The organism is Stenotrophomonas sp. GL_101, from assembly GCF_057835675.1.
Genome location: NZ_CM174432.1, coordinates 2,484,449 through 2,506,823 on the forward strand (window position 1 = coordinate 2,484,449; position 22,375 = coordinate 2,506,823).

Genomic DNA, 22,375 nt, shown 5'->3' on the forward strand with positions numbered 1-22,375 from the left:
CGGATCCGTCGTGCCCATGCCCACCCTTCTGTCCTGCCCGCGCCGCTCGGTGATCGCAGCTGCCCTTGTTGCGGCCATCGCCGCGCTGCCGCTGGCGGTCTGCGCGCAGACCGCGTCCACCCCGACCGAGCTGGACACGGTCAAGGTCACCGGCAACTGGCTCAGCAATCCCACCGAAGCCACGCTGCTCGAACACCCCGGCGCGCGCAGCATCGTGGAGGCCCGGCGCATCGCCGAAAGCGGCGCAACCAGCGTGCGTGACGTGCTGCGCCAGATCCCCGGCGTGCAGGTGCAGGAAAGCAACGGCACCGGCGGCAGCGATGTGTCCTTGAACGTCGGCGTCCGCGGGCTGACCTCGCGGCTGTCGCCACGCTCCTATGTGCTGATGGACGGCGTGCCGATGTCCTACGCCCCCTATGGCCAGCCGCAGCTGTCGCTGGCCCCGGTGGCCTTGGGCAACCTGGAATCGGTGGACGTGGTGCGGGGTGCCGGTTCGGTCCGCTACGGGCCGCAGAACGTAGGGGGCATCATCAATTTCGTCACCCGCGCCATCCCGAAGGATGTCGCTGGCACGCTGGGTTTCAGCAGCGAAATGTACGGCCAGGGTGGCCACCTCAAGACCGTGCCGAGCCTGTTCCTGGGCGGCACCACCGACGCCGGCCTGGGCCTGGCGCTGCTGTACTCGGGCACCCATGGCGAAGGCTGGCGCGGGAGCAACGACAAGACCGACATCGACGATGTGCTGCTCAAGGCGTCCTATGCGCTCGGCAATGCCGGCGACCTGGCCCTGTCGCTGCACCATTTTGAAGGCAGCGGGCGCATGCCCGGAGGCCTGACCAGCGCCGAGTACGCCGCCGATCCCTTCCAGTCCACCCGCCCCTACGACGTGTTCAATGGCCGTCGCAGCGACGGCTCGCTGAAGTACACCTGGACCGACGGTCGCAACAACGTCGAGGTGCTCGGCTACTACGTGGACTCGTTCCGCGGCAGCTATATCGAACAGGACGGTGCCGGTACCAGCAACGGCCAGCGCCGGCTCACCGCCGCGCCACGCAGCTATCACTATTACGGGGTTGAACCGCGCTACTCGCGCCTGTTCGTCACCGGCACCGTGGTGCAGGAAGTGAGCGTGGGCTACCGCTACCTCACCGAGGCCAGCAGCGAAGTGGCCTCGCGCACCGGCTACTACCGCCCCACGGCGGCGTTGACCGGGCCCGACCTGCCGCTGCTGCCGTACCAGACCAGCCGCGGCGGCACCACCGCCAACGCGTTCTACATCGACGACCGCATCGACATCGGCGACTGGACGATCACCCCGGGCGTGCGCGTGGAAAACATCCGCACCTTCAACGACATCACCAACCTGGCCACCACCGGCACGGTGACCAGCAGCCTGGCGCCCCGCATCACCTCGCGCGAAACCCTGCCGACGCTGTCGGTGCTGTATCGCCTGAATGCCACCTGGTCGCTGTTCGCCAATGGCGGCAAGTCGTTCGGCCCGCAGCAGTACAGCCAACTGGCCTCCACCACCGAAGGCCTGCACCCCGAATCGGCCACCACCTACGAACTGGGCACCCACTTCAACGGCAGCGGCCTGAGCGGTGAGTTCACCCTGTTCAATGTCGATTTCGACAAGGAACTGCAGCTGGCCCGCTCGATCGTCGGCGAAGGCATGTGGACCGACCTGGGCGCCACCCGCCACCGCGGTGCCGAGTCGGCCCTGCGCTACGACATGGGCCGGCTCAGCGACGTGCTGGCCGGGCTGCAGCTGTCGATGACCTACACCTGGACCGAGGCCACCGCCCGCGCCGGCGCGTTCGCCGGCCGCGACCTGCCGCTGTACTCGCGCAACGTCGGTTCGTTCGGTGCGCGCTACGCGATCGACCGCTGGACCTTCAACGCCGATGTGTTCGCCCAGTCCCGGCAACGCTCGCCGGGCACCCCTGCTCCCGGCGCGGCCTACGTCACCGACGAAGACCCGAGCGGGCGCCTCGGCGACATCCCCGGTTATGCCACGGTAGCGCTGCGCGCCGGCTACGACTTCGGCCCGGAACTGCACGACCTCACCCTGGCCATCGGAGTGAAGAACCTGCTGGACCACCGTTACTACACCCGCTCCACCGACAACAACGGGGGCAAGTTCGTCGGCCAGCCGCGCACCGTGTACCTGCAGGGCTCCCTCGCCTTCTGAGCGGGCCGTGATGCAGGGCTTACCATCGGAGACCACCGCTGGGAGCCCTGCCATGCCCGATCTCTGCTTCGACCCACGCCCGCGTCGCGCCGCGTTCCGCGCCCTGCATGCGGCCGGCTGTTTCGTGCTGCCCAATCCGTGGGATGTCGGCAGCGCACGTTACCTGGAACGGCTGGGCTTTCCCGCGCTGGCCAGCACCAGCTCCGGCGTGGCCTGGAGCCAGGGTCTGGCCGACGGCCAGCTCACCCTGGACGCTACGCTTGAGCATCTGCAGGTACTGAGCGCGGCCACCGCGCTGCCGGTGAACGCAGACTTCGGCGACGGCTTTGGCAGCACCCCTGCCGAGGTTGAAGAGGCGGTGGCCCGGGTGATCGCCACCGGCGTGGCAGCCCTGTCCATCGAAGATGCCAGCCCCGATCCGCAGCAGCCCTTGCGCCCGCTTGATGACGCCGTTGCACGCCTGCGCGCCGCACGCGCCGCCATCGACCGCTCCGGCCAGGACGTGCTGCTGGTCGGCCGTGCCGAGAATTTCTTTGTAGGCCGCCCCGACCTGGACGATGCCATCACCCGCCTGCGCGCCTATGCCGCAGCCGGTGCAGACTGTCTGTACGCGCCGGGCATCACCACGCGCGAGCAGATCCAGGCAGTGGTCGCTGCCGTGGCGCCCAAGCCGGTGAACCTGCTGGTCGGCAGCGCGGTGGCCTTCACCCTGCAGGACATCGCCGCCATGGGCGTGCGCCGGGTCAGTGTCGGCGGTGCGATGGCGCGCAGCGCGTGGGGCGGGATGATGCGGGCCTCGCAGCGGCTCAAGGACGACGGCCGCTTCGACGGATTCGCCGACGCGGCCTCGGGCGCGGTGTTGAACCAGCTGTTTCGTTGACGGCTCAGTGGCTGGACAGCACCACCACCGCGCCGGTCACCAGCGCGATGCCGATCCAGCCGATCGGGCGTAGCCGGTTGCCAAACAGCACCCGGCCGCAGAGCGCGGTGCCGATCACCCCGATGGCGCCCCACATCGCATAGGCGGTGGCCAGGTCGACGCTCTTCACCGCCTGGCCGAGCAGCGCGAATGCGGCCCACACCAGCACGATCGCGGTGATGCCCCAGGCCGGCTTACGGAAGCCGTCGGACTTGGCCACCATCATGTTGGCGGTGATGTCGATCAGCGCCGAGCAGGTCACGAAAAGAAACGCGGTCAGGTTCATTGCGGGTGCGCCTCGCCCAAGGTGACGCAGACGATGCCAAGCGCTGCCATGCCCAGCCCGATCAGCTGCTGCAGCGACACGCTTTCCTTGAACACCAGCAGGCCGACCAGGGTCAGCAGGGTCAGGCCCAGCCCTTCCCATACCGCGTAGGCCACCCCGACCGCGATGCCGCGCACCGACAGCGCCAGGAAGTAATAGGAAATGGCCAGGGCAACGGCCATGACCGCATAGCCGAGGTAGCCGCCCTGGCGCGCGGCAGCGACCATGAACGAGGTGCCGACAACTTCGGCCACGATCGCCACGGTGAGGCAGGCCCAGGCGATCAGACCGCCACGGGAACGGGAATGCACCGGTGTGTGCATGGAAATCTCCTGCAATGCGGTCCCCATGCGCGCATGCCGGATACGGCGCGGCGCCGCTGGGGACACGAGGCGGCAGGTACCGACGGTGGGTCGGGACAGGCTGCCGATACGGGGTTGGACGTCACGATGACCGGCGCAGTATCATCGCTTTTTCCATCCTTACAAAGATGGAATCCATCGAAATAAGCGATACATCGATGCGCTACGGTCCCGAATCCCTGCATGCCTTCGTCGAAGCGGCCGCGCTCGGCTCGTTCTCTGCCGCCGCCCGCCGGCTGAAGAAAACCCAGTCCACGATCAGCACCGCGATCGCCACGCTGGAAGCCGACCTCGGCCTGACCCTGTTCGACCGCAGCGGCCGCTACCCGGTGTTGACCGACGCTGGCCGCAAGGTCCTCGGCCATGCACAGGAAATTCTGGCGGCCGCCGAGCGGCTCGAGCAGCTCAGCATCCGCCTGGCCGACAACGTCGAGCCGCGCCTGAGCCTGGTGTTTTCCGATATCTACCAGCTCAATCCGGACCACCACCTGCTGCAGCGCTTCGAGCAGCGCTTCCCGGACATCGCGCTGGAGTGGCTGGACGCCGAGGGCAGCGACGTGCTAGACGTGGTGCAACGCGGCCGCGCTCATCTGGGCCTGCTGCCACACCAGCCGCAGTACCCCTCCGAGCTGGCGGTGCGTGCCCTGCCGCTGCGCGCTGAGATGGCGGTGTTCGTGTCCCGGACCCATGCCCTGGCGCAACCGCCGCTGCCGGAGCCGTCGCAGCTGGCCCAGCATCGCCAGCTGTGCCTGAGCGGCGACAGCGCCGCGCGCGGCCGCAGCTGGTCGGCATCGGACTACCTGATGGTGCTGGAAATGGCCGAAGACGGCTTCGGCTGGGCCGAACTGCCACGCGACCTGGTGACGCGCTACGGTCGCGGCCAGCTGGTCGAACTGCCGCTGCCCGGCTGGCCGCGCCTGGTGGCCTGCGATGCGGTGTGGCTCAAGGGCAGCGTGCTGGGTCCAGCCGCCCTGTGGCTGCTGGACCAGTTCCAGTTGCCCCAGGGACACCCGCAGCCCAGCCGATGACGCGGGCGGGCGGGTGCCCCCTCACCCACACGCAACAGCGCGCCAGATCAGCGTCCCTGCCCCTCCGAGCGCCGCAGGCGGGCCAGCGCAACCAGCACCGCGCTGGCCATCAGCACCGGATACCCCACCAGCGGCCACACCGTGTCACCTCCCAGCAACACCACGGCCAGCGTGCCAACGATCCCCACCACCACGCTCTGCACGCAGAAGTACAGTGCCACTGCGGCGCCGGCCATCGCGCCGAATGCCTTCAACGCACCGCTGGCCGTCACCGACACCGTCATCACGATCCCCACCGCCGATACCCACATCGGCGCGATGACGGTGAACCATGCCGGCCCCTGCAGACGCTGGCCGACCACCAGCAGCAACGCGCCCAGCAACAGCAGCGCCATGCCACGGGCGAGGCAACCGGCCGGGGCCCAACGGGCGACGCAGCGGCCGACGAAACGGGTCGTCAGCCCCATCGCCAGCGCCACCGTGGCAAAGGCGAGGCTGAACTCCAGCGCCGCATAGCCGGCCCTGCCGATCAGCAGCCTCGGTGCGGTGGAAAAGAACACGAAAAACGTGCCCATGGCCGCACTGAAACCCAGCGTGTAGGTCCAGAACCGCGCACTGGCCAGCATCGGCAGGAAGCCGAGTGTCGCCCTGGGCCGCGTGCAGGGCCGTGTTTCGTGCCACCGGGCCCCGGCATTGACCAGCGCGGGCAATGCCGCCAGCCCGAGGGTCACGAAGATCGCCCGCCACCCCCATGCACCCGCCAGCACCGCACCAAGCAGCGGCCCCACGGCGGGCACCAAGGCCAGCATCGAACTGAACATGCCGTAGATCGTGGCCCCCTCTGCACGGTCGGCATACACGTCGCGCACGGTGGCGAATGTGGCCACCAACGCCGCCGACGCACCCAGCGCCTGCAGCACCCGGAAACCGATGAACACCGCCGCCGACGAGGAGGCGGCCAGCCCTACGCTGGCCAAGGCGAACACCGTGCCACCCCCCAGCAACACCGGGCGCCGGCCGATGCCGTCGGCAAGCGGGCCGAACAGCAGCTGCCCGACCCCCAGCACCAGCATGTACAGGCTAAGGCTGAGCTGGATGACGGTCGCACTGGTGCCCAGGGCGCCGGGCATGACCGGCAGGACCGGCAGGTAGATGTCCATCGCCAGCGAGGCGAGGATGTCGAAAGGCGCCATCAGCAACAGCGCCGCCGGCAGCGAATGCGGCCAGGCAGGGGAACGATCAGACATGAGGAAACTCCGCGCAATGAAAAATGGGCGGCGTATGTCTGTTACATCACCACGATGCAGTTCGACAACGCGCCGCAACAACGACAAGGTTGCTGCGGCCTATTCGTCGGAGGCTTTCGTGTTTCCCATGCGTGCATTTCCTGGCCGGATCATCGACCCGTCTGCCCGGACTCTAGCAAGGCCGGGTGCGGTCAACAATGACGGCCCGGCTGCCGGGTTGCCTGCTCAGCGGTGCGCCAGCGCGTAATCGATCGCCGCACAGATCGCCGCCACCTGCGCATCGTTGCACTGCTGCGGGGTCGCGCGCGGACTGTCCGGGTAGACCTCGGTGGTGGTGGTGTAGCGGGCCCCGGTGATGCTGGCGCACAACCCCAGCTTTTTCAGCGGGTACTCGATCACCCCCGGTGCCACCACCGGCGAGCCGATGATTTCATTCTTCGCATCGGCCGGTGCGATGTGGGTCACCTGCTCCACGGCCGCATTGACCGCGGTCTGGAACGCCGGCTGCGGGTTCTCGCTGTCGTCCACCAGATAGAAGCCATCAGGAATCAGCCCCGGCTCGAACGGCTTGCCATCGCGCGCGGCCAGGGCCGGACGGAATTCGCTCTCGTCGCTATCGGTGGTTTCGTGCAGGTCGATATGCATCACGATACTGCCGCGCAGCGGGGCCACCAGCGCCATCAACGCGGCCGATTCGGCGGCCGGGCTGTTGTCCAAGAACGAACGGTTGGGGTCGATCGCATCGGCATTCCAGCGCTGCACGCGCTCGTAGCCCCACGGGCTCACGCACGGAGCCACCAGCACGTTGGCACGGCCCGCGTAATCCTTGGCCCGCGTGGCCAGGAACTGCAGCGCCCCTTCCACGCCACTGGTTTCATAGCCGTGCACGCCGCCGGTGACCAGCACGGCCGGCAGCGCCGGGTTCCAGTCGCCGCTGCGTACCGCGAACAGCGGGTACCGGTGCGGCGCGTAGTCCAGCGTGCCGTACTGCACCACGTCCCAGTCCGCACGCAGGCGTTCAAACGCAGGCAGCACGTCATCGGCATAACGTCGCTGCGGTACCTGGCGTGCCCGCCATTGCGCCTTTTCTTCCGCACCCCACGGCTGGCCGGGGGTGCCGATGGGATAGAAGGGGGCGTCGTTCATGGCGTAGCTCGCTTGGAGGTGCAGGATTGCGCTGATTTTATCATCGCTTCCGCGCGCTCATCTGCTCACGCCTGCGCCCGCCAACCACGGAAACCCAGCCCCTGGTAGAACGGCTCGACGTCGCGGAATCCTGCTTCGTACAGCAATGTCTGATCCTGTTCCGGCGACAGGATGTGCACCCGCTCGGCAACCGCCGCTCGCCCGCGTTCGGCCTGCGCCGGCGCAATCCCGGAGGACATCGCAAATGCGGCATAGCGCGCCAGCCAACGGTCGCGCGCAACGTCGGCCTGGTCGAAGCTCATATGCGCCACCACCAGCGGTGCGCCCGGGCGCAGCCGTTGGTGGAGTGCACGCAGCGTGGGCAGCCGCTCGTGCAACGGCACGAAGTGCAGGGTCAACAGACAGGCGGCCGCATCGAAGGGGCCGGCCGGTGCGCTGTCGATGTAACCGGTATGCAGGCGAGCACGGCCGGCATGCTCGCCCAGGGTGCGCTGTGCCAATGCCAGCATCTCCGCCGAGGGGTCGACGCCGTCGAATTGCCAGCCCGGCTGCGCCTGCGCGAACGCACGCATCTCCAATCCGCCGCCCGCCCCCAGTACCAGCACGCGCGCCTGCGCAGGGGCTGATTCGGCGAGCAGCAAGGTGCACATCCGCTGCAGATCGGTGAAACCGGGCACCAGCCGTGGCGGCTGTTCGGCGTAACGGGCAACTGCGTCGCGGTCGGTGTATGCATCCATCGGAGGCCTCGCCTTAATGTAACTTGAGAAGTTACATTATCAGCAGGCGCCCCTGCCCTCAACCTCCGCAGTACTGCTCCTCGCTGACCTGCTCCAGCCAGGTCACCGGCGAACCGTCCACGGCTTCAGCAATGGCGATATGGGTCATTGCCACATCGGCTTTGGCCCCGTGCCAGTGCTTGACCCCCGGCGCGATCCAGACAATGTCACCCGGGCGGATCTCCTGCACCGGCTTGCCCCACTCCTGCACGCTGCCCACCCCGGTGGTGACGATCAACGTCTGCCCCAGCGGATGGGTATGCCATGCAGTGCGCGCGCCGGGTTCAAAGGTGACCGTCGCGCCGCCGACGCGCGCTGGCGCGCCGCGCTGGAACGGCGCATCGATGCGCACCGTGCCGGTGAAATAGGCCGCGGGGCCCACTGCCGATGCCGTGCTGCCGGCGCGGGCGATGGTGATCGCGGCATCGGCGGGCACGCCAGCGGCGACCATCGACAACAGTGCGGTACTCAACAGGTCCATGCGGGGCTCCTTGAAGAAAGGTCGCCCGCCGACGGGGCCATGCCGGCAGCGGCGGGACAACGTCACTGTAAGCCCCACCGCCGCCGCCCAGTAGACATCGCAGGCGGGATGCCGCCATGACCACCGCTCATCAATCGCCGCGGAAACGCGCCTTGTGCTCACCAGTCACCGGCGCCCATCATGGCCCGGCATGACTCCCATGCGCACCGAGCCGCGCCCATGGCCCGCGAGAACTTCAACGACCTGCAGGTGTTCGTCACGGTCGCGCGCGAACGCAGCTTCACCCGCGCCGCGGCCCAGCTCGGCGTTTCACAATCGGCGTTGAGCCACACCGTGCGCGGGCTGGAAGAACGCCTGGGGGTGCGCCTGCTGACCCGCACCACCCGCAGCGTGTCGATGACCGAGGCTGGCCAGCGCCTGTACGACACCGTCGCCCCGCGCATGCAGGAGATCGAAGAAGAGCTGGTGGCGATCACCGACTACCGCGACCACCCGGCCGGCACCATCCGCATCACCACCGCCGAGCACGCCGCCAGCACGCTGGTCTGGCCCCGCCTGAGCGCGGTGCTGCCGGCCTACCCGGACCTGCACGTGGAACTGACCGTCGATTACGGCCTGGCCGACATCGTCGCGCAGCGCTACGACATCGGCATCCGCCTCGGCGGCCGCGTGGCCAAGGACATGATCGCCGTACCGATCAGCGGCCCGCTGCGCATGGCGATCGTGGCCAGCCCGGCGTACTTCACCCGCCACACCGCCCCCCGCTTGCCGTCCGACCTGGCCAGCCAGGACTGCATCGGCCTGCGCCTGCCCACCCATGGCGGCCTGATGGCCTGGGACCTGCAGAAGGATGGCCAGCAGGCCAACGTCCGCGTGAGCGGCCAATGGACCTTCAACGGCAGCAGTGCGATGCTCCGCGCCGCCCTTGCCGGTGCCGGCCTGGCCTACCTTCCCGAAGACGCGGTGCTGGAGCACCTGCAGGCCGGGCGCCTGCTGCGGGTGATGGAAGACTGGTGCGATGTGTTCGACGGCTACTACGCCTACTACCCCAGCCGGCGCCAGTCCTCCAGCGCGATGCGTGTGGTGATCGACGCGCTGCGGGGCGGCAGGTAGCGCCGCCCGGCAGCACGCTGCACTACGGGCGCAGCAGTACCTTGCCGCTGCGACCGGGTTGCAGGCTTGCCTTGGCCGCGTCCGCCACGTCGTCCAGGCCGAACACCGCGTCCACCGGCAGGCTCAATCCGCCACGCAGCGCCAGCTGCAGCAACTCGCCCACCAGCCGGCGCTTGTCCTCCGGCGCCATCGCCTGGCTCACCTTGCTGCCCCAGAACCCCTTGACCGTGGCCTGCTTGAAGATCACGTCGCCGGCACTGAGCTGCATCGGCTCACCGCTCATCGACCCGAACGACACCAGTGTCCCGCCATCGCCCAGCAACGTCATCAGTTCGCTGCTGGCGCGCCCGCCGACCGAATCCACCGCCGCGGCGATCGATCCCGTGCCAACGTGCGCCTGCACCTGGGCCATCCAGGTCGATTGCGCGGTGGACACCGTGTACTCGATACCCAGCGCTTCCATCTCCGCCACCCCTGCATCGCGGCGCACCAGGTTGATGCAGTGCACGCCACGCGCCTTGGCCAGCATCGCCAGCGCCTTGCCGACCGCGCCATTGGCCGCGTTCTGCAGGATCCAATGGCCACTGCTGACCTGCAGGTACTCCAGCAACATCAACGCGCTGAGCGGCATGGCGATCAGCTGCGCCGCGGTCTCATCGGCAATGCCGCCCGGCATCGGTATCACCATCCTGGCCGGCGCGATGAACTGCCCGGCCCAGGTGCCATGCACCGAGGCCGCGCTTACCCGCTGGCCGACCTGCAGCCCTTCCACGCCCTCGCCCAGGGCATCGATCACGCCCATGCCCTCGCTGCCGCCGATCGCCGGCAGCGACGGCTTGTAGCCGTACTGCCCGCGTACCGTCCACAGATCATGGTTGTGGATGGGGGCGAGCACGGTGCGTATCCGCACCTCGCCCGGACCCGGTTGTGGGGTGGGCATCTGGCCGCCGTGCAGAACCACGGCGGGATCACCAAACTGCTTATGCAGTGCAGCGCGCATAAGGATTCTCCTGTTGCTACGTCATGGGGGACAGCACTGCCGGACGCTGCCCGGCAGCGGCGGAACTAGCGGCGGTGGCGGTGGGCGGCGACGATCGCCACCGACGGCTGCCGCCATGCGCGTACGCGCAGCATCAGCGTCTGCAGGACCAGCAGCGCGGCCACCGACAGCGCGAGCACCGCAACGGTATCGGCACCGGCCAAACGCCAACCGGACTGCTTCGCATAGACGCCCACCAGTGCCCACACCACCGCCGCCGGGTAGGCGAAGTGGCCCCGCAGGCGCTGGTTCACCGACCAGGCCAACAGCGTGGCCACCGCCAGCAGGGCAACGCTCCAGCCGAACATGTCATCGGTGCGCAGCCACTGGTGCGCCACGATCACCTGCGCGGTGTTGAGGAAAGCGGCCATCGACAGCCACCCGGCATGCAGCGCCAGCGGGTAGGCCGCCCACGCACGCTGGCCACCACTGGCATCCAGCGGTGCAGCGCGTACCGCGGCCATCAGCATGCAGCCCAGCGCCGCCCAGATGATCGCCAGCGCAGTCAGGAACCCTGCAGCGGAGAACACCGGCATCCACACCGCCGTCAGCACGAAACCCGCCGCTGCCCAGCCGCGCACGCCGGCCAGGTCCGGCTTGCGCCGGCGCAGCTGCCACAGCCCGAACGCCACATCCCACAGGAAGATCACGCCCCATATCGCGAACGCGTAGCCGGCCGCGACCAGCAGCGTCGGATAGTGATCGGAGATCGCACCATTGGTTGGACCGAACGCGCCGGACTGTGAGAACCAGGACACCACCGGCATGGCCAACGCGGCCAACAACACGATCCAACGCATGCACGCACTCCAACACAAAGAGCGGTGACGATACCGGTTCCGCGGTTAAGGCGGTGGCATGGGTGCACACCGCGCAGAATCGGCCACCAGGATGGTCGAATTTGCAAAGCCTTACTAACATAGCCTCTGCTATATTGCGGCCGTGGATATCGAACGCCGCCCCAAGACCTCCCCCGCCTGGCCGTCCGCAGCCGGGCACAGCCCCAGCCTGGGCGACATGAACGCCAGCGTCGCGGTGCCCAGCGGAGGCCATTGGTGGTTCCGCCTGCTGGCCTTCCTCGGGCCGGGCTACCTGGTCTCGGTCGGCTACATGGACCCGGGCAACTGGGCCACCGATATTGCCGGTGGTGCGCAGTTCGGCTACCTGCTGCTGTCAGTGATCCTGCTGTCCAACCTGATGGCCATCGTGCTGCAGGGACTGTCGGCACGGCTGGGCATCGCCACCGGCCGCGACCTCGCCCAGGCCTGCCGCGACCACTACTCCACCCCGGTCAACCTGAGCCTGTGGCTGCTGTGCGAGATCGCGATCATCGCCTGCGACCTCGCCGAGGTGATCGGCACGGCGATCGCCCTGAAGCTGCTGTTCGGGATCCCGTTGCTGGCCGGGGCGATCATCACTGCGGTGGACGTGGTGCTGGTGCTGCTGCTGATGAACCGCGGCTTCCGTGCACTGGAGGCGTTCGTGATCGCGCTGCTGCTGGTGATTTTCGGCTGTTTCGCGGTCCAGATCGCCCTCGCCGCCCCGCCACTGCAGGCCGTATTGAGCGGCTTCATTCCCCGCGCGCAGGTGGTGACCGATCCACGCGCCCTGTACCTGGCCATCGGCATCATTGGCGCCACGGTGATGCCGCACAACCTCTACCTGCACTCGTCGATCGTGCAGACCCGTGCCTATCCGCGTACCGATAAAGGCCGTCGCAGCGCGCTGCGCTGGGCGGTCACCGACAGCACCGTCGCGCTGATGCTGGCGTTGTTCATCAACGCGTCGATCCTGATCCTGGCCGCGGCGGTGTTCCATGCGCACGGCCGCACCGACGTGCAGGAGATCGAACAGGCCTACGAACTGCTCGCGCCGATGCTGGGCGTGGGGCTGGCCTCGACCCTGTTCGCGGTGGCATTGCTGGCCTCGGGAATCAACTCCACCGTGACCGCGACGCTGGCCGGGCAGATCGTCATGGAAGGATTCCTGCGCCTGCGCATCGCCCCGTGGGCACGGCGGCTGATCACCCGGGGCATCGCGATCGTGCCGGTGGTGATCGTCACCGCGATCTACGGCGAACAGGGCACCGCGCGGCTGCTGGTGCTGAGCCAGGTGTTGTTGTCGATGCAGTTGCCGTTCGCGGTGATCCCGCTGGTGCGGTTCGTGTCGGACAAGACGAAGATGGGCGCCCTGGTGGCACCGCGCTGGTTGATCGGCCTGTCGTGGCTGATCGCCGCGGTGATCCTGGTGCTCAACGGGAAACTGCTGGTGGCGACGCTGGCCGGCTGAAACAAGGCCAATGTTCGCGGAAAACGCCCATTCAGTTCCATTCGTTATGAATGGATGAAGGAAGGCCATTGGGCACACTGCGGCGGCCATGGACTACTGGCCCGCCCATCCGATGTGACTGCCCCATGCTTCGTTTTCGTGTTCTGACCAGCGCCATCGCGCTGGTGATTGCCGCACCCGCACTTGCCGAGACCGCACCGACCACCGACAGCACCACCCTGCAGACCGTGGTGGTGACCGGCTCCAACATCAAACGTACCGACACCGCCGGCCCCAATCCGGTACAGATAGTGAGCCGCGAGCAGATCGAGCAGTCCGGCAAGTCGACCCTGACCGATGTGCTGCGCTCGCTCTCTGCCAATGCCGGTAACAGTTACGACGAGCAGTACACCGGCAGCTTCGCCGCCGGCTCGGCCTCGATCGGCCTGCGCGGGCTCAGCCCGAAGAACACCCTGGTGCTGGTCAACGGCTACCGGGTCGCCAATTTTGGCTTCGCGCTGAACACCCAGGATACGTTCGTCGACCTCAACGCATTGCCGATCAGCGCGGTGGAGCGCATCGAGGTCCTCAAGGATGGCGCCTCGGCGGTGTACGGTTCCGATGCGATCGCCGGGGTGATCAACATCATCCTGCGGCGCAACTTTGAAGGCGTGGAAGTCGGCGGTGCATTCGGCAGCGCAACCCAGGGCGGGCTGGACGAGAAAAAGGCCAACCTGCTGCTGGGCATCGGCAACCTCGACCGCGATGGCTGGAACGTCCTGTTCGGGCTGGACCTGCTCAAGCGCGACCGCCTGGATGCCGACGAGCGCCGCTACACGCGCAGCGGTGACTTCCGTGACCGTGCCGGCGGTCGCCTGGCCGGCTGGTCCACCGCCGGCGGCAACGGGCTGGCCAATCCGCGCCAGCCCACTCCGTTCGCGCCCTGCCCGACCGGCAGCGCGCTGCGCCCCTACAGCGATTTCGGCAGCACCCTGCCCGGCAACGCGTGCGCCTTCAACGCACAACCGTTCAAGACCCTGCAGCCCGGCGCCGAGCGCCTGCAGGCGTCACTGAGCGCAACCCGGCGCTTCGGCGATTCGCTGGAGCTGTTCGCCGATGTGCTGTACAGCCACAACCAGGCCGACCAGATCTTCAGCGCACCGCTGACCGTCGGCCCCGGCCTGCGCGCCTACAACCCGGCGACCGGAACGCTGGTGGACGTTCCGGCGGTGCTGCCGGTGGGGCATCCCAACAATGCGACCGGCGCGCCGCTGCCATTCGAGTACACCTTCTTCGACCTCGGCCCGCGCCTGAAGGACAACACCCAGGTGTTTTACCGGGTACTGGCTGGCGCACGCGGCAAGACCGCACGCTGGGACTGGGAAGTGGCCGCGGAGACCTCGCAGAGCGAGCAGCGCGAGTACGTGGACAACTTCGTCGACCGCTACGCGTTCGAGCAGGTCCTGCGCGATGGCAGCTACGATTTCCTCAATCCGGCCAGCACGCCGGCCGCGCTGGAAGCGCTGCGCCTGCAGACCAAGCGCCCGGGGTGGTACCAGCTGGATGCCGCCAGCATCAAGGCATCGACGTCGTTCCTCGACCTGCCCGCCGGGCCGATCGGCTTTGCGTGGGGCGCCGAGCTGCGGCGCGAGTCGCTGGATGCGCGCACCAGCGCCCAGGTGTTGTCCGGTACCGAACTGCGACCGGCCATCAACATCGTGGACGGTGAGCGCAGGGTCAGTGCGGCCTATGCGGAGTTCAGCGTGCCGCTGCACCGCACGCTGGAACTGCAGCTGGCCGGGCGCGGCGATCATTACGATGACTTTGGCAATGCATTCTCGCCCAAGGTGGCGTTGCGCTGGCAGCCACTGGACGCGCTGCTGCTGCGCGGGTCGTTCTCGCGCGGTTTCCGTGCGCCCTCGCTGCCGGAGATCGCCCAGGGCCAGACCATCAGCTATGGCTCGGTGGTGGATCCCTTCGACCCGCTGGCCCCCGGGGGCAGCCGTGGCGTGACCAACCTGCGCACCGGCAATCCGGACCTGGAAGCGGAACGTTCCAGGAACTACAACCTCGGCGCGGTGTGGGCACCCGATGCAGACACCAGCATCGGGGTGGACCTGTACCGGATCGAACAGGACAACCTGATCAAGCCGGACAACGCCCAGTTCATCGTCAACAACCCCGAGCTGTTCCCCGGCCGGGTCCAGCGCGATGCGCAGGGGCGTATCCAGATCATCACCAACCAGTATGCCAACCAGGGCGAACTGACCACCTCCGGTATCGACCTGGATATCAGCCGCACGTTCCGCACCGATAGCTGGGGCGCCCTGACCCTGGCGGGCAGCTGGAGCCACCTGCTCAGCTTCAAACAGCCGCTGGTGGCCGGCCAGGCGGCCGTGGAAGGCGCGGGCAACAATCGTCTGGGTGCGCTGCCGCGCACACGTGGCACCACGTCACTGAACTGGGCGCTGGGCGAGTGGCAGAGCACCCTGAGCCTGCAGTACGTGGCCGGCTATGACCAGCAGGTGGCCACGCAGACCAGCAACCCCGGGTTGAGCGACCGCATCAAGGCCTACCATCAGCTGGATCTGTACGTGGCCTACACCGGCCTGCCGAAAACCACGCTGTCGTTGTCGGTGCAGAACCTCACCGACAAGGATCCGCCATTCGATCCGGCCGGCGGTTCCAACGGCTTTGACATCACCCAGTACAACCTGCGTGGCACATTCGTGTCGTTGGGCGCGAAATACCGGTTCTGAGGGTTTCGCACGCAACGTTTCGCACGCAACGTGACGAGGGTCAGAATGGCCGCTCCAGCTTCAGGCTCAGCTGGCTGCGGTCATACCCATAGAGCCAGCCCACGGTGCTGTCCACCTGGTTGTAGCGCAGGGTCAGGCTGGGAATGAGGCCGCCGATGGCGAACCGTTCTGCCTTGAGCACCGCGATCCAGCTTTGCTCGTCGTCGCGGCGGGTCGCTTCCAGCAAAGGGCTGTAGGCGGCGTAGTCGCGGTGGCGCAACGCGGCGAACAACGTGGCACTGAGCCCTTGCCATTGCCGTACCGCGCCCAGCCGCATGCCGTACTGCCGGTACCCGTTGGCCGGCTCACGTGCATCGCTGTCGAGCAGGTCGATACCGCCAAACAGCGTCCAGCCAGGGCCCAGGCCCTGGAACCAGGTCGCATACAGCGCACTACTACTGCCGTCGTACTGGTTCGCATAGGCGGCGCGGCGGTAACGGGGTGCTTTCCAGTCCGCCTCCAGCTTCAGCAGCTGCCGGGGCGACATCGTCCAGCTCCAGTCGCCATGCAGGCCCCAGGCCGCGAACAGGGCGCTGTTGCCCAGTGCCTGGTAGTCCAACGAGGGGGCGAGCGCGGCGCTGTGCCGGCCGCTGCGCCAGCTGTAGCCAGTTTGAAGGGTGAGGTTGAGTTCGTTGTACCCGGCCTGCCCGGCGAATGCCTGGCCATAGGCCAACCCGCGTGCATACAGCCCATGGTGGCCCCCCAGCGCCCAGCGCCGCTCGGCGCTGGCGTCGTAGTCGAGCCCGCGCGCGCGGATGGCCGCCGGCAGTTGGCGTTCGATGAAACAGGTACCACTGCCATCGGCAAGCAGGCAGGTGCGGCTGGCCGAGGTGCGGTTGATGTTGTCGCTCCAGGTGGGGCCCAGTGCGAGCGAGCCCTTCCACCCGGCACGGTCGCGCAGGGCCTGACGGTAGGTCTGCACACTGCGCCGCACGCCCTGGGTACGCGCGTCACGGGTATCGATGCCCTCGTCGATGGCCGCGAACAGGGCCGTGGCCTCGCGATCCTGCTGGTCTTCAAACAACACGCGCGCCAGCTCCAGCCGCGCCGGCAGGAAATCCGGCTGGGTCTGCAGCAACATGCGGTACTGCGCTGCCGCCCGGGTGTAATGGCCGGCCACCCGCGCCAATCCGCCCTGTGCGTAGTGCACCAGGAGCGGGTCGCGGTCGGCCAGGGTCAGGTAATCGGTGAGGAAACGCTGCGCGGTGTCCCATTGCTGGTGCTGCAGCGCCAGGTACAGCGCCTGGCCGACATCGTTGGCGGTGTGCGCCACGGTATAGGTCTGGCCGTCGATGGTCACGGTGGGGCGTTCGCCTTCGCCGCCCTCGGCAAGCAGTTGCCGTTCGCGGTCGTGGCTGCGCTGCTGTACGCCCTGTTCCAGTACCCGGCGCAGATCGTCGCGCTCCTGTGCGTGCAGCGGCTGCACGGCAAGCCAGCCGGGCAGGATCAGGCAACCCGCCAACATGCGGGTGCAAATACGAAAGTGCATCTAGGTATCCCGCAGCTGGGGTGTGGCAAGGACTGGCGATTGGCGGCTTGTCCTTGCCCGATCCATCAATGACGCTGCCGGTGCGTCACACCGGCGAGGCCATCAGTTCTTGGTGCCGCCGAAGGCGGTGTCGTACTGGCTGTTGCCGGCGAAGGTGGCGATGCCCGCCAGCGAGGCCGCATTGGCGCCGAAGAACTGGCCCTGGGTGGTGCCGGTCACGCCGTTGGCGGCCGCGGCACCGGCAAAGCCGGCCGTGCTGCTGTTGATCGCCGCATTGATGCCCAGGTTCAGGCCACCGCCGCTCAGCGTGCCGATCAACGTACCGGTACCGAAGTTGGCGTTGAAGGTACCGGTCAACAGGTTGGCGCCGCTGAACCTGTTCAAGCCCGCCACGCTGTAGCTGGCAGTACCGGCCGGCAACGTGGTGCCGGTGCGGTCGCCCACGTAATAGACCTGGCGGTTGCTGAAGGTGCTGGCGCCGTCCCTGGACCATTCACCGAACCACACATCGCCCGAACCGACCTTGACGAAACTGAAGTAGCCCATGCCGCTGTGGCTGCCCGGCGTGCCGGTGATCGGCGCATTCAAGGTCTGCACGGTGGTGCTGCCGATCGTGGTCTTGCCCGAGTAGGCGCTGAGGCCGGCGAAATCGACCTTCAGCCCACCCGAAACAGTGGACACGCCGATCCCGGCCTTGTCCCGGCTGTGCGGCCCGGCCTGTACCTGGGAGGCACCGACGCTGATGTTGAACTCGGTACTGCTGGCGGCGCTGTTGGCGCCGACGATGTCGGCCGCCTGGGCATGGCCGGCGAGCACGGTGAGGCTGGCCACGGCCAGCAGGGAGAGGGAGATGCGGATGTTCATGACATTACCTTTGCAATGGATGGAGTGAGTGATGCAGACAGATCCGGCAGTGGTACGGTTCACGGGCTCATGGCGAGGCCTCCAATACGGATGGAAAGAGTCAAAAACGCGCGGTGAACCCCAGTTTCCAGCTGCGGCCCGGGGCGGCCATGGTCGAGCGCGTGGCGGGATCGACGTAGTAGCGGTTGGTCAGATTGCTGCCGACCAGGTCGATGCTGGCATTGGCCGCCAGCTTCCAGGAGGCGTAGGCATCGACGGTGGTGATGCTGCCCCAGGTGAAGGGCACGTTGACCCAGAGCAGGCTGGCGCGCGCTTCCTTCATTGCCCGGTAGGCGTCCAGGTCCGGATTGTGATGGCCGCGGTAATGCACCACGCGGCTGCCCATTTCCAGGCGGTTGTCGAACAGGCGCGTCCCGATGGCCCCGTTGATCGACAGGCGTGGCACCGCCTGGGTGATCAGGTAGCCGCCGATGAAACCGTCCTGCACGCAGTTGGGCACCTCGCCGCGCGTGCGGTCCAGCATCACCGCCGAGCTCTCGTCGCACACCTTGTTTTCCAAGGTGCGGGTGACCCCCAGGTCGGTGAAGTAGCGCCCACTGTCGTAGCGGCCCTGGAATTCCAGGCCACGCAGGGTCTGTTTGTCGATGTTGTTGAACAGGAACAGGTTGTCGCGTTCGATCACATCGCGGGTCTTGTGCACGAAGTAACCCAGCTTGACGTCCGCGGTGGCCATGCCGTTGAACAGCGACGACAGGTTGTGCACGTACGCCAGTTCCATGTTGTAGGCGTGCTCGGGCTTGAGCGGATACAACGGATTGAGGCTGCCGGAGAAGGCGATGGTGCTCTCGAACATGCTCGGGAAGCGCATGGCCTCGGCGTAGCGGAAGTACAGCCGGTTGACCTCGCTGAAATGCAGCGTGGCCGAGAACGTGGGCAGCCACGCATGGCCGCGGCGCCGCGGGTTGCTGCCGGCGACCGTCTCGGTTTTCATGGCGGTGGTGACCGAGCACAGCCCCGGCGCACCGACCACATAGGGCTGGATGCCCGGCAGCGCGGCGATCTCACCATTCAGGCAGGGATTGCCCGCACGCGTGTAGTTGCCCTGCGCATCGGGGTTCCAGGGCAGCGCCTGCTCCTGCACCGTACTGGTGCCGGCCTTGGCACGCGCGGCGGCGATCCACTGGTCGACGATGTCGCCCATCCCGAACGACTCCCAGGTTGCGCGGGTGGCCTCGTACAGGTCCACCTCGGCCTGGATCTCCTCGGCGCTGATCCGCACGGCAACCCGATAGCGTGCCTCCCAGGTATCGGCGGTACGGGTCAGCAGCTCCGGGTGTGCCTCGAGGAAGTCATCGAACGCCCAGTACGCGCTGTAGCGCATGCCGGCGGTAAAGGTCAGGAAGGATGTCGGCCGCCATTCGGCATTGAAGTAGCCCTCCCACTCGTGGCGTCGGCCGGCACGCGGGTACATCCGCCAGCCATCGGAGGCACCGAAGTACGGATCGTCCGAGCGCAGCGTTTCATGCTGGATATTGCCACCGACGGTGAGATCGAACGTGTCTCCCAGCGCGAAGCGGTTGCTCAGAGTCGCCCCGTCGCGGGTGCTGCGTGCATTGGCCAGTGCGGTGTTCTTGAGGATCGGGCTCCACGCCGGGTCCCACTGTGGGTTGCCCTGGGCGTAGTTGGGAAAGCCACCGGCGCTGTAGGTATCGCTGACGGTGTCGGTGCGCCACAGGTTGACGTACAGGTCCAGCCAGCGGCTGTTGGCCGGCTGGTGCTTGTACTCCAGGTTCCAGGACTCGGCCTCGACCCGGCTCAGCGGCCATTGGACCGCCCCGCTGCTGCTGTCGATCCGCGACGGCATGACTTCACCATAGTGCGAGAGCGTGTCGCGCCAGGTCAGCCGCAGCAGCTGTTCGTCGCTGATCCGCCAGCTCCCCTTGAGCAGCCACGACTCCTGCTGGCTGGACGTGTTGGGCACTTCATCGCCGGGCTTGAAGGCCAGTGCCAGCGTCCGGATGTAGTCCTCGGCCTGCGAGCGGTCGCCCTCCTGCTGGTAATAGCCGGCACCGTGGGTGCCGGAGAAGTAATTGCCACGGTCGCGGTAGGCGTACGCGGCGAGCACGTCGAAGTGCTCGCCGCGCCCGGCCAGTGCCAGCCGGTAGGCATGGTCCTCGCCGGCGAACACGTTGGTTTCGCGGCCGCGCGATGTCAGGTCCACGCGCAGGGTCTGGTCGGTGTACGGCGATGCCGGCGAACCCTGCGGAAAGCCCGCCACCGTGCGGTAGTCCTCACCGGTGTGCAGCCGCGGAATGCGCGGATCCACCGCGTTGCTGCTGCCCTCCAGCTTGAACTCCCCGCCGAAGCGCTCGCCCTCGGCCAGCACTTCGTCCGCATCCAGGGTCTTGATCACCATCGCACCGCCGATGCCGGTGTGGACATCGCGTACCAGGCCAGGGCCCTTGATCACCTGGATGCCACCGATCAGGTTGGGATCGATGTAGTTGCGGTTGCCCACCCCGTTGTAGCCACGCCAGACGGTCAACGCCTGCTCGGTGCCATCGATGGTCACCGGCGCCCGGCCCGGTCCCTGGATGCCGCGGATGTTGATGTCCAGCGCCCCGCTGTTGCGCGCGTCGCCGCTGAACACGCCCACCAGGTCCTTGACCAGGTCTGCCGGGTTGGAGCCCTTGTAACGCTCCACCCGGTCGCGGCCGGAATAGACGGTGGAACGGTCCAGCTCGAACACCTGGTCATAGCCGCGCAGGTCGCGGGCCGCGCCGGTGGCATCGATCGGTGCGGCGCCGACCCGCAGCGTGTCGGTCACGGTCACGCCCGAATCGGTGGTCGACCCTGCTTCGATCGCAAAGCGCCCCGGGCCGAGCCTTCTGGCCACCAGGCCGGTGCCACGCAGCAGCTGTTGCAGCGCCTGCTCGGTGGGCAGGTTGGCCTGCAACGCGGTTGAACGCCGGCCGTCGGCCAGCGCGCTGCGGAACACCAGCTGCACCCCGGCCAGCCGACCGAACTGGCGCAGCGCGCCGTCCAGCGGCTGTGCCGGGATGTCGAAAGAGGGCGCGGCCGTCGTCGCGGCCTGTGCCTGCGCGGCGGGAATGGCCGCCGCCACGGCCAGGGCGGCGGCGATGCTGCCAGCCAGGGCGGCAGTGAAGGCCCGGCGGCGCCGGAGAACAGCTACAGACAACATCGAACGTGACTCCTCAAGGGGGACGTTGCCGTCGATGCTTCCAGCATCGAGGGCGCGCGTGGCTTGAGAAGAAACCGTGTTTCGCTCTGGCTATGTCAGTAAAGACAAACCGACGCGCGATCTGCCCACACCAATGATGGACCTGCGCTCACCACACCACGATCGCCCCACCCGGCAGGCGTCGCAGCTGCATCCCGCCCTGCCCGGCAATCGCCTCGATGGCCGGATCAGGCTGATCGGTGTGGAACAGCGCCGACACCGGGGAGGACGCCCGGCCGCCCCGCAGTATCCAGACCGGCGCCTGCCGATACCGTGCCATCCGCGCGATCGCCTCGTAGGCCGGGACACGGTCCAGCAGCACCTCGCCGCGCCGCCAGGGCGCCACTTCGTCGCTGCCCAGCGACACGGGCGCTCCGGACAGCACGCCGTCGGCATCGAAGGCGAGTTGTTGGCCCGCCTGAACCCGGCGGGTCATGTCGGCGCGGGTACGCACCTCGATCTCGCCACTGCTGACCGCGGCGATCACCGCACCGTGCTCAAGCGCCACCGAGAACGCGGTCCCGATGTCCTCCACCTCGCCCGCACCGGCGCGCACCACGAAGGGCGCCGGCTGAGGCGCCACGTCGAACCACGCGCGGCCCTGCAGTACCTGCACCTGGCGCTGCCCGTCACGGAAGGCCAGCGCCAGTGCGGTGTCCGCATCCATCACCACGCTGCTGCCATCGGGCAGCCTGGCGGTGCGCGGTTGACTGCCACTGAGCAGGTCGCTGCGCAACTCCAGCAGCAACGGCGGTCCCAGCCCGATCGCCAGCGCCACGCCAGCGGCCAGCGCCAACAGACGTGACTGCCAACGACGTCGCCGTGGCAACCGACGCGCGACCGGCAAGGGCTCGATCAAACCGGGCAGCGCTGCCAGCACCGCCGGGCCGGCCGCATCCACGCGCTGCCAGAATGCCTGTTGCCGGGCCAATGCCAGCCGGTGCCGCGGGTCGGCCTCCAGCCATGCCTGCAGGCCGCGTTGGGCACGCGCATCGAAGTCCTCGCCGGCCTGTCGCAGCGACCAGCGCAGCGCCTGGCGCAACTGCTGCGGCGTGGGTTGGGAGGTATCGGTCATGCGGGCCACCTGC

At 67.8% G+C, this 22,375-nt stretch carries 18 protein-coding genes; 6 read left to right on the plus strand and 12 right to left on the minus strand.

The window, feature by feature from the left end:
- Nucleotides 1-16 precede the first annotated feature (16 nt).
- Both AC3IR9_RS10945 and AC3IR9_RS10950 read left to right on the plus strand, forming a co-directional pair.
- On the plus strand, nucleotides 17-2,191 hold the full coding sequence (locus AC3IR9_RS10945) for a TonB-dependent receptor family protein (protein WP_489290716.1): 2,175 nt from the start codon (nucleotides 17-19) through the stop codon (nucleotides 2,189-2,191).
- A 52-nt stretch (nucleotides 2,192-2,243) separates the two neighbouring features.
- Entirely contained in the window at nucleotides 2,244-3,071 is an 828-nt protein-coding gene (locus AC3IR9_RS10950; protein WP_489290717.1) for an isocitrate lyase/PEP mutase family protein, read from the plus strand.
- Nucleotides 3,072-3,075: 4 nt separating this feature from the next.
- Here the strand turns inward: AC3IR9_RS10950 and AC3IR9_RS10955 are convergent, their stop codons facing one another.
- The gene (locus AC3IR9_RS10955) at nucleotides 3,076-3,396 is read right to left on the minus strand and encodes an SMR family transporter (RefSeq protein WP_489290719.1); all 321 of its coding nucleotides are present in this window, start codon (nucleotides 3,394-3,396) and stop codon (nucleotides 3,076-3,078) included.
- On the minus strand, nucleotides 3,393-3,758 hold the full coding sequence (locus tag AC3IR9_RS10960) for a DMT family transporter (RefSeq protein ID WP_489290721.1): 366 nt from the start codon (nucleotides 3,756-3,758) through the stop codon (nucleotides 3,393-3,395). Before AC3IR9_RS10960 ends, AC3IR9_RS10955 begins: the two co-directional genes overlap by 4 nt.
- Before the next feature lie 197 nt (nucleotides 3,759-3,955).
- On the opposite strand from AC3IR9_RS10960, the gene AC3IR9_RS10965 reads away from it, so the two are divergent.
- On the plus strand, nucleotides 3,956-4,825 hold the full coding sequence (locus tag AC3IR9_RS10965; protein WP_489290723.1) for a LysR family transcriptional regulator: 870 nt from the start codon (nucleotides 3,956-3,958) through the stop codon (nucleotides 4,823-4,825).
- Nucleotides 4,826-4,872: 47 nt separating this feature from the next.
- Here the strand turns inward: AC3IR9_RS10965 and cml are convergent, their stop codons facing one another.
- From cml to AC3IR9_RS10985, 4 genes are all read right to left on the minus strand, one after another.
- Complete coding sequence (gene cml, locus AC3IR9_RS10970; RefSeq protein ID WP_489290725.1) at nucleotides 4,873-6,072, minus strand: CmlA/FloR family chloramphenicol efflux MFS transporter; 1,200 nt, start codon at nucleotides 6,070-6,072, stop codon at nucleotides 4,873-4,875.
- A gap of 225 nt (nucleotides 6,073-6,297) precedes the next feature.
- The gene (locus tag AC3IR9_RS10975; RefSeq protein WP_489290727.1) at nucleotides 6,298-7,218 is read right to left on the minus strand and encodes a M14 family metallopeptidase; all 921 of its coding nucleotides are present in this window, start codon (nucleotides 7,216-7,218) and stop codon (nucleotides 6,298-6,300) included.
- Nucleotides 7,219-7,283: 65 nt separating this feature from the next.
- Nucleotides 7,284-7,955: a class I SAM-dependent methyltransferase gene (locus AC3IR9_RS10980; protein WP_489290729.1), complete on the minus strand. Its 672-nt coding sequence runs from the start codon at nucleotides 7,953-7,955 to the stop codon at nucleotides 7,284-7,286.
- Nucleotides 7,956-8,013: 58 nt separating this feature from the next.
- Nucleotides 8,014-8,475: a (R)-mandelonitrile lyase gene (locus AC3IR9_RS10985; protein WP_489290731.1), complete on the minus strand. Its 462-nt coding sequence runs from the start codon at nucleotides 8,473-8,475 to the stop codon at nucleotides 8,014-8,016.
- A 219-nt stretch (nucleotides 8,476-8,694) separates the two neighbouring features.
- Between AC3IR9_RS10985 and AC3IR9_RS10990 the strand changes: the two genes are divergently transcribed.
- Nucleotides 8,695-9,588: a LysR family transcriptional regulator gene (locus tag AC3IR9_RS10990; protein WP_489290733.1), complete on the plus strand. Its 894-nt coding sequence runs from the start codon at nucleotides 8,695-8,697 to the stop codon at nucleotides 9,586-9,588.
- Nucleotides 9,589-9,610: 22 nt separating this feature from the next.
- Here the strand turns inward: AC3IR9_RS10990 and AC3IR9_RS10995 are convergent, their stop codons facing one another.
- Both AC3IR9_RS10995 and AC3IR9_RS11000 read right to left on the minus strand, forming a co-directional pair.
- The gene (locus tag AC3IR9_RS10995) at nucleotides 9,611-10,588 is read right to left on the minus strand and encodes a zinc-binding dehydrogenase (RefSeq protein WP_489290735.1); all 978 of its coding nucleotides are present in this window, start codon (nucleotides 10,586-10,588) and stop codon (nucleotides 9,611-9,613) included.
- Between the two features lie 65 nt (nucleotides 10,589-10,653).
- Nucleotides 10,654-11,427 (minus strand): hypothetical protein, encoded by a 774-nt coding sequence (locus tag AC3IR9_RS11000; protein WP_489290736.1) that lies wholly within the window; start codon nucleotides 11,425-11,427, stop codon nucleotides 10,654-10,656.
- Between the two features lie 148 nt (nucleotides 11,428-11,575).
- Between AC3IR9_RS11000 and AC3IR9_RS11005 the strand changes: the two genes are divergently transcribed.
- Both AC3IR9_RS11005 and AC3IR9_RS11010 read left to right on the plus strand, forming a co-directional pair.
- Nucleotides 11,576-12,916 carry an Nramp family divalent metal transporter gene (locus AC3IR9_RS11005; RefSeq protein ID WP_489295797.1) on the plus strand — a complete coding sequence of 447 codons (1,341 nt, stop codon included), beginning with the start codon at nucleotides 11,576-11,578 and terminating at the stop codon, nucleotides 12,914-12,916.
- A 125-nt stretch (nucleotides 12,917-13,041) separates the two neighbouring features.
- Entirely contained in the window at nucleotides 13,042-15,654 is a 2,613-nt protein-coding gene (locus tag AC3IR9_RS11010) for a TonB-dependent receptor plug domain-containing protein (RefSeq protein WP_489290738.1), read from the plus strand.
- Nucleotides 15,655-15,694: 40 nt separating this feature from the next.
- On the opposite strand, the gene AC3IR9_RS11015 is transcribed toward AC3IR9_RS11010, so the two are convergent.
- The 4 genes from AC3IR9_RS11015 to AC3IR9_RS11030 form a co-directional block, all read right to left on the minus strand.
- On the minus strand, nucleotides 15,695-17,182 hold the full coding sequence (locus AC3IR9_RS11015) for a surface lipoprotein assembly modifier (protein WP_489290740.1): 1,488 nt from the start codon (nucleotides 17,180-17,182) through the stop codon (nucleotides 15,695-15,697).
- A gap of 102 nt (nucleotides 17,183-17,284) precedes the next feature.
- Nucleotides 17,285-18,046: a Slam-dependent surface lipoprotein gene (locus tag AC3IR9_RS11020; RefSeq protein WP_489290742.1), complete on the minus strand. Its 762-nt coding sequence runs from the start codon at nucleotides 18,044-18,046 to the stop codon at nucleotides 17,285-17,287.
- 100 nt (nucleotides 18,047-18,146) lie between these two features.
- The gene (locus tag AC3IR9_RS11025; RefSeq protein WP_489290744.1) at nucleotides 18,147-21,248 is read right to left on the minus strand and encodes a TonB-dependent receptor; all 3,102 of its coding nucleotides are present in this window, start codon (nucleotides 21,246-21,248) and stop codon (nucleotides 18,147-18,149) included.
- A 148-nt stretch (nucleotides 21,249-21,396) separates the two neighbouring features.
- On the minus strand, nucleotides 21,397-22,362 hold the full coding sequence (locus AC3IR9_RS11030) for a FecR family protein (RefSeq protein WP_489290746.1): 966 nt from the start codon (nucleotides 22,360-22,362) through the stop codon (nucleotides 21,397-21,399).
- Nucleotides 22,363-22,375 lie beyond the last annotated feature (13 nt).

Excerpts from the sequence above, each read along its gene's own strand:
- AC3IR9_RS11025 (WP_489290744.1), bottom strand. The coding sequence starts at position 21,248 with ATGTTGTCTGTAGCTGTTCTCCGGCGCCGCCGGGCCTTCACTGCCGCC.
- AC3IR9_RS11015 (WP_489290740.1), bottom strand. The coding sequence starts at position 17,182 with ATGCACTTTCGTATTTGCACCCGCATGTTGGCGGGTTGCCTGATCCTG.
- AC3IR9_RS11030 (WP_489290746.1), bottom strand. The coding sequence starts at position 22,362 with ATGACCGATACCTCCCAACCCACGCCGCAGCAGTTGCGCCAGGCGCTG.
- cml (WP_489290725.1), bottom strand. The coding sequence starts at position 6,072 with ATGTCTGATCGTTCCCCTGCCTGGCCGCATTCGCTGCCGGCGGCGCTG.
- AC3IR9_RS10995 (WP_489290735.1), bottom strand. The coding sequence starts at position 10,588 with ATGCGCGCTGCACTGCATAAGCAGTTTGGTGATCCCGCCGTGGTTCTG.
- AC3IR9_RS10945 (WP_489290716.1), top strand. The coding sequence starts at position 17 with ATGCCCACCCTTCTGTCCTGCCCGCGCCGCTCGGTGATCGCAGCTGCC.
- AC3IR9_RS11010 (WP_489290738.1), top strand. The coding sequence starts at position 13,042 with ATGCTTCGTTTTCGTGTTCTGACCAGCGCCATCGCGCTGGTGATTGCC.
- AC3IR9_RS10980 (WP_489290729.1), bottom strand. The coding sequence starts at position 7,955 with ATGGATGCATACACCGACCGCGACGCAGTTGCCCGTTACGCCGAACAG.
- AC3IR9_RS10960 (WP_489290721.1), bottom strand. The coding sequence starts at position 3,758 with ATGCACACACCGGTGCATTCCCGTTCCCGTGGCGGTCTGATCGCCTGG.
- AC3IR9_RS11000 (WP_489290736.1), bottom strand. The coding sequence starts at position 11,427 with ATGCGTTGGATCGTGTTGTTGGCCGCGTTGGCCATGCCGGTGGTGTCC.
- AC3IR9_RS10955 (WP_489290719.1), bottom strand. The coding sequence starts at position 3,396 with ATGAACCTGACCGCGTTTCTTTTCGTGACCTGCTCGGCGCTGATCGAC.
- AC3IR9_RS10950 (WP_489290717.1), top strand. The coding sequence starts at position 2,244 with ATGCCCGATCTCTGCTTCGACCCACGCCCGCGTCGCGCCGCGTTCCGC.
- AC3IR9_RS10975 (WP_489290727.1), bottom strand. The coding sequence starts at position 7,218 with ATGAACGACGCCCCCTTCTATCCCATCGGCACCCCCGGCCAGCCGTGG.
- AC3IR9_RS10990 (WP_489290733.1), top strand. The coding sequence starts at position 8,695 with ATGGCCCGCGAGAACTTCAACGACCTGCAGGTGTTCGTCACGGTCGCG.
- AC3IR9_RS10965 (WP_489290723.1), top strand. The coding sequence starts at position 3,956 with ATGCGCTACGGTCCCGAATCCCTGCATGCCTTCGTCGAAGCGGCCGCG.
- AC3IR9_RS10985 (WP_489290731.1), bottom strand. The coding sequence starts at position 8,475 with ATGGACCTGTTGAGTACCGCACTGTTGTCGATGGTCGCCGCTGGCGTG.
- AC3IR9_RS11020 (WP_489290742.1), bottom strand. The coding sequence starts at position 18,046 with ATGAACATCCGCATCTCCCTCTCCCTGCTGGCCGTGGCCAGCCTCACC.